General features: G+C 41.8%; 10 protein-coding genes. 3 read left to right on the top strand and 7 right to left on the bottom strand.

Features of this window, described 5'->3' with window-relative positions; translation table 11 throughout:
• Positions 1-149 precede the first annotated feature (149 nt).
• Entirely contained in the window at positions 150-818 is a 669-nt protein-coding gene (locus tag ACO06Y_RS12575; protein WP_422079323.1) for a hypothetical protein, read from the top strand.
• 23 nt (positions 819-841) lie between these two features.
• Here ACO06Y_RS12575 and ACO06Y_RS12580 read toward each other — a convergent pair whose 3' ends face one another.
• From ACO06Y_RS12580 to ACO06Y_RS12610, 7 genes are all read right to left on the bottom strand, one after another.
• A complete protein-coding gene (locus ACO06Y_RS12580) occupies positions 842-3,073 on the bottom strand; it encodes a molybdopterin cofactor-binding domain-containing protein (protein WP_422079324.1) in 2,232 nt (743 codons plus the stop codon).
• 16 nt (positions 3,074-3,089) lie between these two features.
• Positions 3,090-3,653: a DUF2911 domain-containing protein gene (locus ACO06Y_RS12585; RefSeq protein WP_422079325.1), complete on the bottom strand. Its 564-nt coding sequence runs from the start codon at positions 3,651-3,653 to the stop codon at positions 3,090-3,092.
• A gap of 109 nt (positions 3,654-3,762) precedes the next feature.
• The gene (locus tag ACO06Y_RS12590) at positions 3,763-5,970 is read right to left on the bottom strand and encodes a molybdopterin cofactor-binding domain-containing protein (protein ID WP_422079326.1); all 2,208 of its coding nucleotides are present in this window, start codon (positions 5,968-5,970) and stop codon (positions 3,763-3,765) included.
• The gene (locus tag ACO06Y_RS12595; protein WP_422079327.1) at positions 5,967-6,431 is read right to left on the bottom strand and encodes a (2Fe-2S)-binding protein; all 465 of its coding nucleotides are present in this window, start codon (positions 6,429-6,431) and stop codon (positions 5,967-5,969) included. Before ACO06Y_RS12595 ends, ACO06Y_RS12590 begins: the two co-directional genes overlap by 4 nt.
• A 3-nt stretch (positions 6,432-6,434) precedes the next feature.
• Positions 6,435-6,803 carry a c-type cytochrome gene (locus ACO06Y_RS12600; protein ID WP_422079328.1) on the bottom strand — a complete coding sequence of 123 codons (369 nt, stop codon included), beginning with the start codon at positions 6,801-6,803 and terminating at the stop codon, positions 6,435-6,437.
• Positions 6,804-7,038: 235 nt separating this feature from the next.
• Positions 7,039-7,209 (bottom strand): hypothetical protein, encoded by a 171-nt coding sequence (locus tag ACO06Y_RS12605; protein ID WP_422079329.1) that lies wholly within the window; start codon positions 7,207-7,209, stop codon positions 7,039-7,041.
• Positions 7,210-7,235: 26 nt separating this feature from the next.
• Positions 7,236-9,608: an outer membrane beta-barrel protein gene (locus ACO06Y_RS12610; protein ID WP_422079330.1), complete on the bottom strand. Its 2,373-nt coding sequence runs from the start codon at positions 9,606-9,608 to the stop codon at positions 7,236-7,238.
• A gap of 489 nt (positions 9,609-10,097) precedes the next feature.
• Here ACO06Y_RS12610 and ACO06Y_RS12615 point away from each other — a divergent pair, with 489 nt between their 5' ends.
• Positions 10,098-11,117 carry a sensor histidine kinase gene (locus ACO06Y_RS12615; protein ID WP_422079331.1) on the top strand — a complete coding sequence of 340 codons (1,020 nt, stop codon included), beginning with the start codon at positions 10,098-10,100 and terminating at the stop codon, positions 11,115-11,117.
• Complete coding sequence (locus ACO06Y_RS12620; protein ID WP_422079332.1) at positions 11,118-11,843, top strand: LytR/AlgR family response regulator transcription factor; 726 nt, start codon at positions 11,118-11,120, stop codon at positions 11,841-11,843.
• Positions 11,844-11,950 lie beyond the last annotated feature (107 nt).

Genomic DNA, 11,950 nt, shown 5'->3' on the forward strand with positions numbered 1-11,950 from the left:
GGGAATTCAAATCCATATATAGATTCATATAAGCTACCTGCAGTACATTTTGACGCAAAAATAAGGCTTTTGAAATGACCGAAAAAAATCATGATTACACAGTTTCCCTCATAGCTAATTACTAACTATGTAGTTTCTCGCAAAAAAACATGAAAAACAAAACACATGTATATGTTCTACTCCTGTCGGTGGGTCTATTATGCAATCTTGGATGTGACTACATAAAAAAGAATCCAGAATCGCTTTCAGTTGCTTATGACTCGATTTTATCGCCTGAATTACTGAACAGTGAACGGATTAAAATGAAATATGGAAACTATGCCATTAAAATCCTCAGTGACGACTCCAAAACAAGGATATCCAATCTTTACAGTTCCCAGGGCGACAAAACGATAACGCGAACCTTTGCCGTTGTGAACTACTCTGAGGTAATTGATCCGACCTTCTTGGAAGCGCATAAGAAAATCGTTAAAGGAGGATCTATAGGACGTGTTTTTAAAAATAACGGCTGGGAGATTGAAAAGGAGAGTATTTTTTTCGGTGAAGTATCACCTTCGAAGGATCTTTCCAAGGTATATGCCCTTATGGGTAATATTCCAAATTCGGAATTAGCAATGTATATGTATGGATTTCACATAGAAAAAGATAAAAAAAGATTTCAATACGCCACGATTATAGAGATTTATCATCCGGATTACCTTACGCTACATGACCTAAAATCCATTTACAAGGATGCAGATAGGTATCTGGAAAGAAGTCCATTTATTGAGCAAACAATAGAAGGGATTATTCAGATTACACGAGAACTAAAACCTTAAGAGTCTTTGGTTTTACAGTCAACCTAAGTATCCATCCCATGAATATCCTGTCTGGTGACCGGCATTTTTCGTATTCGTTTACCACTTACGTCAAAAAGGGCATTTAATACCGCTGGAGCCAAAGGTGGTGTCCCCGGTTCCCCGAGTCCGGTTGGGCGTTCATCGCTTTCAATAAAAACAACCTCTATTTCAGGGGATTCGTCCATTCGGAGGACCTTACAATTGTGGAAATTGGTTTTTTGAACAATACCGTTTTCTACCTCAAGACCCCCATATTTTAAGGCGGTCAGAGCCCAAATAATGCCCCCTTCAATTTGGCCTTTTCCAAAATGGGGATTTACCACCATACCACAATGGACCACTGCGGTAACTTTATCCACATGAAAACCACTCTCGGATTCATCAAGGGTAACTTCGGCAATTTCGGCACATATGGTATCGCCAAAATTCGAAATGGCGAAGCCCTTGCCTTTTCCTTTGGGCATTTCCTTTTCCCACAGACCATTTTCCTTTACAAACTTCAATACCTCTATATGCCTTTGCCTGATCAATTTTTTTCGAGGTAGGAAGTAATTCCTTACCCAACCGGGAAACTGACTGGGATCACCCCAATCCACTTCGCGGCTGAGTAATTCAAGTCGAAAATCGACAGCGTCTTTGCCTAATTTTTCAACCAACTCATCAATGAAGCATTCCTTGGCCAGATTGGCGGAATGTTCCGCTGTACTTCGCCAAGCACCTTCTGCGACCAAGGTAGGAACCTTGGCGAGATAGCATCGCATGTGGGGAAATGCGTAATACTGATTCCATTTATTGGACCAGGTGGCGTATCCGGTGGTGCTAATTGCTATATTCTCCAGTCCCGTTACTTTCCCATCCGAACTTACCGCTGCTTTCAAATAATTCCGTAAACAAGGATGAAAATGGTCGTGCATAATCTCGTCCTCCCTGCTCCAAGTGACTTTCACCGGAAGCTTCATCTTTTTGGAAATGAAGGCAGCCTCCATAGACGAATCCACATGATACCGTCTGCCAAAAGATCCACCGGAATTCAAGATATGAACGGATACCGCATCCGAAGGCAAACCGGTTACATGGGATACCTCCGTATGAACAACACTTGGATCCTGCGCTCCGACCCAAATCTCGCAATGATCGCCTTCATAACGGGCCGTGGCATTGATCGGTTCCATTAAGGCATGGGCCTGGTGTGGATTATTGTATTCCGCTTCTATAATTTCGTTTCCATTATCCTCAAAAACCTGCTCCATATTTCCAATTTCAAAGGTCATGGGAGCGGTTTTCCTTGCCAGGGCCATTTCTTTTTCCAATAAGACGATACTTCTGGTACCATGCTGTCCAAAATCCCATTGGATTTTCAGCAATTTTCTTGCTTTAAAAGCAGTCCATGTTGAATCGGCCACCACGACCACACCCTCATTGACATAGCCTCTTTTGGGATGGACTTTGGATTGAACTTCTTCAGAGAGTACTAATGGAAATATATCCAGGACACCAGCTACTTTTCTTGCCTCGGTAGCGTCAAAATCCATAAGTTTCCCTTGGAAGACCGGACATTTTTCTATGGAAGCATACACCATTTCAGGAATGTCCATATCGATTCCGAACCGGGCATTCCCGGATACTACCTTTTTGGTAATCCTGTTTTTAATTGGCTTACCAATGTAGACGTAGTCCTTTGACTTTTTCAATAGTACTTCCTCTGGTACCGGCAGTTGGGAAGCAGCTTCCGCCAGTTCACCAAATTCCAATTTTTCATTGGTTGCCAGATTAGTAACAAAACTGTTTTCCACCTTTAGGGCCATAGTATCCACTCCCCATTGGCTTGCGGCCGCTTGTTTTAGCATATCCCGGGCGGTTGCACCTACTTCCCGAATGGTATCCCAAGTGCGCTCAATGGAACCACTTCCTCCAGTGGTACCCATTTCTGCCCAAGTATATTGGGGGTCGTAATCCGATTTTTTAATCTGGACTTTGGACCAATCCGCACCCAACTCGTCCGCGAGTATGGTAGGTATGGAAGTTCCGGTGCCTTGTCCCATTTCATGCTTGGTGAGCATTATGGTAATAATGCCATTAGCCGCTATGGAAAGGAATTTGTTAAATTCGATTTCTTGATCGGACGAGAAGGAATAGGTTTCCTTGTCTTTTACGATAAAAGGTGTGGTCAGGGACATTAGAAGACCTCCTCCGGCGAGTCCCCCTACCTTGATGAAATTTCTTCTGGAAGTCATGATTTCTTTTTTACGATTACCACTTTTTGGGTACTTCAACGAACATTTTGATCAATGTTGTCTCCCACATTAAATCAATACTTGCGGAAGTATTGTCTTTACAGATATCCGAAATGAAAATTGTAAAGGTTTCTACGGGACAGTCTAATGGAAATACAGGGATTTCCAGTCTTAAGACATCTGCTTTTGGCTTTCTACCTTCACAAGGGTTCCGGAAAATGTCCGCATTGAAGATTACTTCCCAAAGGTTTCTGTTTGGAATGGTATACAGTGCATAAATACCGTGCTTTAACTTTTGTCCGTTGATTCGTACCGGGTCATTAAAATGGATGGTCGTGGCCTTATTGGCACCCGTTCTCCATTCTTTTCCTTCAATGAGTAATTCACCGTATAGTTCCCTTTCCCAAAGGCTTGGTCTGGAATAAATGATTTCAATAGCTGTCATACCTACTTGCTGGTGCACTTTGCATAGCGGGCTTTGAATATCATCGGGAATTCTTCCATAGGGACTTGTATCGGCAAAGGAATATGTCGGAAAAAAATCTGCCCTCGTGGCTTCTCTTTTTACTTTTTCTTTCATGAATATCGTGTAATTGTTTAAATCGAACCTTCGACTTTTGATTCAAGATCCAGCATATGGTCGTACTACATATTCTTTATGTAGATATCATTTTTTGCCCACTTTTAATCTATGCATAGCGATACCTTAGTTCTTGTACCGGAATGCGCCTTACCCGAACACCCGAAGCGGCATAAATTCCGTTTAGGACTGCGGGGGTCAAGGGCGGAACAGCGGTTTCTCCCATCCCCGTTGGGAAAGCATTGCTTTCCACAAAATGTATGGCTATTTCGGGTGCCCCATCGATTCTCAACACTTTATAATCGTGGAAATTGGATTGTACCACTTGACCGTTTTTTATGGCAATACCCTCATAGATGAGGTGGGTCAAGGCCCAATAGATACTCCCCTCTACCTGAGCTTTTGCTCCATTTGGATTGATTACCGTACCGCAATCGACTACTACCGTAATCTTCTTGATTTCCCATACATTGTCTTTTACCGAAATATGGGCTACTTGGCCACAAACAGAACTTCGCCACTCGGTAAGCTCCCTACCATAGCCATAGTCACTTATGGCAACGCCCAGACCTTCGTTATCTGGTAATGGACTATTCCAATTCACTTTTTTGGATAGTATGTCGAGAACGTTCAGATATCTGGGAATTTGGGTTTTTCTCACCTTGGCACCTCTTGAGTCCTTCCCTGATTCTTCAATTTCGCTCAACTCCCTTTGTAATAATTCCTTCCTGAACACAATAGGATCCTTCTTGGCTAAATGTGCCATTTCATCAATAAAGCACTCTCTACCAAATATACTGTTATGGGCCCCTACGCTTCTCCAGGAACCAAAATGCAATACGGATGTACGAATTGAATGTTCCAATTTGAAATTGGGAATATTGTAGATCATATTGACCCCAGCTCCCCAAGTATGCGTGGTTATGCCTCTATAGTGGGCCGCTATTAAACTGTTTGCCTTGTCCAGTCCGCCTCTGTAATGTTCTTGTCTAAATGGATGGTAACGTCCATGCCGAATTTCATCTTCCCTAGTCCAGGTGAGTTTTACCGGAAGTCTGATTTGCTTGGAGATGAAGACGGCGTGGGTAACAAAATCAGTAAAATACCTCCTTCCGAAGCCACCACCACAAGGATAAGGGTGGAAGATGAAGTTTTCCAATTCGATATCCATAATTTTGGATAAATGATAGCAGGTGTATTGTGGTGATTGTGAGCCTGCCCAAATCTCGCATGTTCCATTTTTTACTTGTGCAATTGCATTTAGCGGTTCCATTAAACCATGGGCTAGATAAGGATTCTCATAACCTGCTACCAACTCTTTATGCACTGCATTTTGGAATGAGGTATAGACGTTTCCATTGTGGTATCTTTCTTCAAAATCCTCTTTCAAAGCCTCCTTAAAATCTTGTCGTAAGGATGCAGTGTCCTTGTGCCCATATTCTCCATAATTCCATTCGATCGTTTCCTCAAGAATTTTCTTGCCCTTAAAGGCCGCCCATGTAGAATTGGCAATAACCGCCAAACCAGGTTCGGACCCATTAAAAGCGGAATTTTTTGGAGTACCTGTAAATTCCACTATTTGAGACACCCCATCCAAGGCCAGTACTTGTAATGGATCATACTGCTTGATTTTCGCATCTTTGGTCGGATATAATACTATGGACGCAAATACCATATCCGGGACTTCCACATCTATTCCGAATTTATATTTTCCATTAACAACGGACTTATTTTTTAGGTCCGATATGGGTTTGCCAATCAATTTATAATCTTCGGGATCTTTTAACTTTACATTTTCGGGAGGTGTTAACAAAGATGCTTTTTTGGCCAACTGGCCATAACCCAAGGCCTTACTATCCCTTTTATTATATACAAAACTTCTTTGTGCGTAACAATCTTCTTTGTCAATATTCCAGATTTGGGCTGCAGCTTCCAACAACATATTGCGAACGGCGGCTCCGGCTTCGCGCAGAGGATTCCAGCGCACGATTATTGAGCCACTTCCTCCAGTAGTGAGGCCGTACTCTCCCTTGTAATCGGGAAGTTTGCTATTATATGGAATGAATTCGGTTTCAATTGTTTCCAGGTCGGCTTCGAGTTCCTCGGCAAGTAACATGGAAAGACTCGTGCATATTCCCTGACCAAGTTCCTGTTGTATTATTCTAAGGGTTATGGTATTATCCGAAGCTATTTTTATATAAAGATTGGGCTCAAAAATATAGGGAGAGTTAGTTTTGATGTAATTGTGAAAACTGAATAGAACGCCACTTCCTGCCAGGGCCGAAACCTTAATAAAACTTCTCCTGGACAAGCTCATGACGAAATATCCTTTGCGGCCAATTTTATGGCCTTACGAATTCTGGGATATGTTCCGCAGCGACATATATTCCCTTTCATGGCCCGATTGATATCCTCATCAGTGGGATTGGGAATACGATCTAAAAGTGCCGCCGCCGACATTATCTGACCGGAATGGCAATATCCGCATTGGGGTACATCTTCCTCCTCCCAAGCTTTCTGTACCGGATGATCGGCATTTTGGGACAAGCCTTCTATGGTAATGATATGTTTATCTTGAATACTATCTATGGGCAGGCAACAGGAACGCATAGGGAGGCCATCCATATGTACCGTACAGGCACCGCATTGCCCTATGCCGCATCCATACTTGGTACCATACAATTTTAAGGTGTCCCTTAACACCCATAATAAGGGGGTGTCCGGGGCCACATCAAAGGTGTATCTTTTCTGGTTCACTGTTAATGTATATTGTGGCATGATCTACTGATTTTTGATTGAGTCGATCTGGGATTCCAAAATAAAATCGGCCTTGTTGTCCCAACTGTTTTGAACATAGTTTAAGACATCGGCGATTTCCTTGTCGTTGACAGAAATGGACCTCATACCATTTTCATGACCTGATCCCTCTTTTATTAAAATAATGGCCCTTTGGGTGTGGGCGGTAACGATTCTATCTGGTTTTATCAAGGACGGATATGTTCCGGGTACACCTTCCCCGGTATCCCGGTGACAACTGATGCAATGAGTAATATAGACTTCCCTTCCACGGGCCAAGCTTTCTTTTTCCTCTTTTGATCGGCATGAGAAAGTTGTAACCGTCAGAACCAATACTATAATTTTATACTTCATAAGCTCTTCCGTAATTTTTGTTCAAATGAAGTGAGGTGCTCATATGTGTAGCAAAACTGTTAACTTCATACAACTTAGGGGAAATCTTAACAAATCTGAAATCACTTATGCAAACAGCCATCAAAACTCTGCAAACACAATCCCTTTTGCTGTCGAGTTTGCTTAAAAAGCCCTGAAGTGGTTGGTGGATGTTTTTAAAAGGGAGAGCTTAACTGACTAGGAAAAATACTTTTGCTCACAATTCCGAAGAACTGATTTTTTCCAAAGTAAGAACGGGAATGAACAAAAACCACCAGATTACCTTGGTCTTTTTAACATCGTGAATTTTTTTGTCAAAGGGCTTGCCCTTATATCCCCAAGATCGCAGGGTCTCCTTATAATCGATTTCAGTTCTTTTAAATAACATACGCTTCCATTAGTCGGTATAACCTGTTAATCTTCAAACTCAAACTGTTTTTCTTTTTTCTTATAGCTATTGAACCTGTAGCTAAGATTGAACCCAAGCACTTGTCTTGGCTGCCTTAACCTGCCTTCGTCCGTAAAATCTACTCCGCGTCTGGTCTCGTAATATCTACCCGTTCCAAAAACATCACGGTAGCTCATGGAAAATGTCCCTTTTTTTCTTAGGATCGGTGTGCTTAATGAAATGTTTAGCCAATAGTTGCTAGCCTGTTCGCCCTGCACCGTTTTGATTTTGGAATTGTAGAAGGCATTGAGGTTGAATTGCACTTCTTTTCCCAAATTAAGCCTATTGTTCAGACGTGCCCTCCATGCATAAAACCGTTGGTCGATTTCTTGATCGAAAAGCGCTCCGGTAATCGTATTGCGAAAGTAAGTACCGGATGCGATTGTTTGTAACCATGGGGTAGGTTTGATGTCAAGGGAAGTTTCCACACCATAGAATTTTGAATTGTCGATATTTACGGGCCCTCCTTCAAGAATACCCGTTTCTGTGTTCAAACGTTGCCCATGGGTTATCTCGTTCGCCGTGGTTCGGTAAAATCCTTCAAGAACGGCTGTAACTTTTTTAAGTCGATGCATATGCGATAGTTCAAATGAGCTGATGAGGGCAGGGATCAAATTGGGGTTTCCTCCATAACTTATGAAGTTGTTGCTCCAATTCAGATAAGGTTGTAATCGAAACATCGATGGTCTTCTGATCCGCCTGGAATAACTTAATTTGATCTCTCTTTTGTCCCTTATCTTTTTTGAAAGATGAAAGCTCGGGAAAAGGTTGACCCTCTTAAAGGCATAGCTCATGTCCGACCCCAACTGTTCAATAAGACGGGTATAGTATTCCACTCGAAGACCCGCTTGAAAATCCAAGTTAAATAGCTGATCCATAAAGGTTCCATAACCGGCATACGTACCGGTCTTTACCGTAAAACGATCCAAGGCAAAAGGTGAAGGTTCGGGAAGAAAGGTCTCCGTTTCCCGTGTACTGGTCCGTGAAATCCCTAGAATATCTATCCCAGTCTCCCATTTGGCATTTTCATGGATCGGTTTGGAATAGTCTACGGTCAAGTTTATCTGATGATGATCGCTAAGGACATCCTGAAAACTATCGGCACTGAGGTTTTCCTGTTGTAGGCTTTCGTATTCCTTAAAAAATTGCCGCTCTTCAATAGGTTGATCAAAATAGGTAAGCAAGCTTTTCAGTTCATGGCCTTCATCATCGAATTTCAATAGGTCATACAGACTTAGGGCATAAGTATGTCTTTTGGTAATACCCTTTACTTGTGAAAAGAAAGGAACGGAATTCGGTTCCAAAAAGATATGTCGTGTTTGGATATCAAATTGGTTGTCCCTTTGAATATATCTGCCGGCCAAGGTAATCGTATGCCTTTCATTTAAGGAATAATCAAGATCCAGTGAAATCCTACTCCTGGTCCATGGCACGGGATTCCTAAACAAATTTTGCATATCCACCTGGCTCGCACGGCTAAGGAAACCGATCATGTTAAACACATAGCGCTGATCCCTAAAACTTATCGTGGAGGTAAGGCTGTATTTCTTTCTTTTGTAGCTTAAAGTCGTATTGAGGTTATAGGGCTGATATTCCCCTATTCCCCTGTTAAAACCATAATTTACCAGGCCGGAAAGACCAAGTCCTTCCCCTTTTTTTAAGATCAGGTTAATTATTCCCGAAGTATTTCCGGCCCGATATTTGGCCGATGGATTTGTAATGAGTTCCACCCTTTCGATTTCTGCGGCCGTATATTGCTGTAATGCCTCACTACCATTGAGGGGTGAAGGTTTGCCATCGATTAATACTTGAAAATTTTGACTACCGCGTAGACTTACATTTCCCTGGGCATCGGCATCAACGGAAGGCAAAATTCGTAAGGCCTCGGATAATTGCACATTGCTGGCAACGCCTAGTTTTGCTACATCGATTACCTTACGGTCTACTTTGTATTCCACCGCCGCCCTTTCGGACACCACTTCCACGCCTTCCAGAGCAATGGATTGTGGTTGAACATATAAGGTACCAATATCCATGTGTGGTTTTGAGTCATCCAGAATGATATCCGGTACAACATGTTCCCCAAAGCCCAACATACTTATTTTTATATAGTATAGGCCGGGCCCAGAGGCTTTTATATGGAAGTGTCCTGTATCGTCTGAGATGACGCCATTTACGAGGGCGGAGTCGATTTGTGTATAAAGCGCCGCCGTGGCATAGGCGATTGGCTCGGTGGTTCCTTCGTGCGATACCTTTCCCTCCACACCATATTCCTGCCCGAAAAAGACGGTTATATTGGACCACAGTATAATAATGGCGAATTGATGGTGCTTTGGCATTCTACACACTTAAATTCCCAATCTTACCATAGTTTTGTCCGGATTGGAAATAGGATATACCAAAGCGCCTTACAAATAGGCCAAATGCGCTAATATACAGGCAAAACCGGTTTGCAGATTGATTCCAAAGGACCGCCTATCCACTTATACATTTTGCAGATTAAAACAAGGTGAAGTGAAAGAACCTATACTAAATATCTAATTTTGAGTATATTAAGTGCAATTTCAATTCAAAAGTCTTTCTTGTCTACGGATAGCATTGGTCGTCCAAGGGGAATTACTTTTACTTCTTTGGAAAGAATGGTCAACGGAATGTAGACCATCTCTAAAGGATTTGAATGGGGAAACAGATTGCTATGGAGAATGCCTGTTTTCTGGCTACTTTCTGAATCGTTTGCAGATTAAATACCATAGATCGCAGAGCGACAATGATACTTTGTAGATTATTTATATGTTTTGTGAACAGTACTTGGTAACTTGTATTTTGGAATGAGGTTAAGTGGTAAAATAGTATTGCATCTTTGTTTCTGGATACTCGTGGAAGCCATCTGGAACAACAGCTGTTCCGTTTCCGGAAGCTCCTTGTTACGTGGACAATTGGAGCCGGGAGAGCTGGAATGGGTAATACTGATGTACACGATTCATATAGTTTCGTTCTATTCCTTTTACTTCATATATAAGTTGGAAAATGGTTTTACACTGCAAATATTGGGGCTTTATCTGGGCAATTATATACTCATATGTGCCTTACGATATTATGGGCTCGGTTACTTCTATGCCGTTTTGGGCGAACCCGATTATTTTGCACATATACGCTTTTTTTGGAGCGCCCTCCTCAGAACCCTGATGTTTGGTACCTATGCCACCTTGATAGCCTTGATCGAGAGTAGGTTTACGTTTGCGAAACTGGAAAAGGAGTTAAATGAGCAGAACGCAAAAAGTGAAATGGCCCTTTTACGATCCCAAATCAATCCCCATTTCCTATACAATACACTCAACAATATTTATTCGTTGGCCTATCCAAAATCCACAAAAGCGGCCCAGGCCGTGATGAAGCTTTCGGGGATAATGCGATACAGTCTAACGGAGGCGAACAACAAGTTTGTTCCGCTGCAAAAGGAGATAGACTATCTGCATAGCTATATTTCCCTGGAGAGAATGCGCTATCGGAACCCTTCTTTTATTGAATTTTCGGTCGAAGGGGATATGGATAACATCAACATAGCCCCCATGTTGTTCATTCCTTTTGTGGAAAATGCCTTTAAACATGGCGATATTGAAAAAGGCGGGTCTACCATTAAGATTAATTTGAGGGCCGATATGAATTCACTCGTTTTTGAAGTTGTAAATCGGTATAATGCCGATAGTCAGCAATCCCAAGGCAGTGGCATTGGATTAAGGAACGTAAGGAGACGCTTGGAACTGATTTATCCCAACAGACATAAACTCACGGTAGATGATAATAAATCAGGATCTACCTTTAATGTACGCCTGGAAATCTATTTTTAAATGATCATAAATTGTGCCGCCGTTGACGATGAATATTTGGCATTGGATGTTATTGCAAAATACATCCAAAAAGTTCCCTTTTTAAGACTACGGGGCACTTTTGATAGTGCAATATCGTTTATGGCCTATCTAAAGGAGAATACGGTAGATGTACTGTTTTTGGATATCCAAATGAAGGAACTCACCGGGATACAGCTCCTGAAATCCCTTAGTAATCCGCCTTTGGTCATATTTACGACCGCTTATGATGCGTATGCCGTGGAAAGTTACGAATTGAACGTAATCGACTATCTATTAAAACCCATTTCCTTTGAGAGATTTGTACAGGCGGTAGACAAGGCCTATAACAAGTTACTTCCGCAGAATTCCGGTTACGCCACTGGAAAAGACATAGCCATAGGTAACACCGCCGAGAATTTCTTTTTTGTAAAATCCGGTACAAGTCTTGAGCGGATATCGTATGACGATATATTGTATATAAAAGGGGAACGGGACTATCTTAAGGTGGTGACCCATAGCAAAAGTCTTTTGGTCTTGTTAAAGTTCAAATATTTTGAAGATCTCCTTCCTTCGGATCAATTTTATCGTGTTCATAGATCATACATGGTCGCTATGGACAAAATTGAAAAAATTCAGGGCAATCTGATTTATATCGCCGATACCAAAATACCAATGGGCAATAACTATCGGAACAGTTTTATAGATGAGGTTACCAAACAAAGATAGAAGGATATAAGGTTATTTTTCTGACGGTAATACCTTAAAAATTTTGATTTTAAACATTGGTTTTTTGCGCATCTCCCCAATAAGAAATAGTCCTCTCCTAGATTTAA

The sequence above is a fragment of the Ulvibacterium sp. genome, from assembly GCF_965228935.1.
Classification (GTDB): domain Bacteria; phylum Bacteroidota; class Bacteroidia; order Flavobacteriales; family Flavobacteriaceae; genus Ulvibacterium.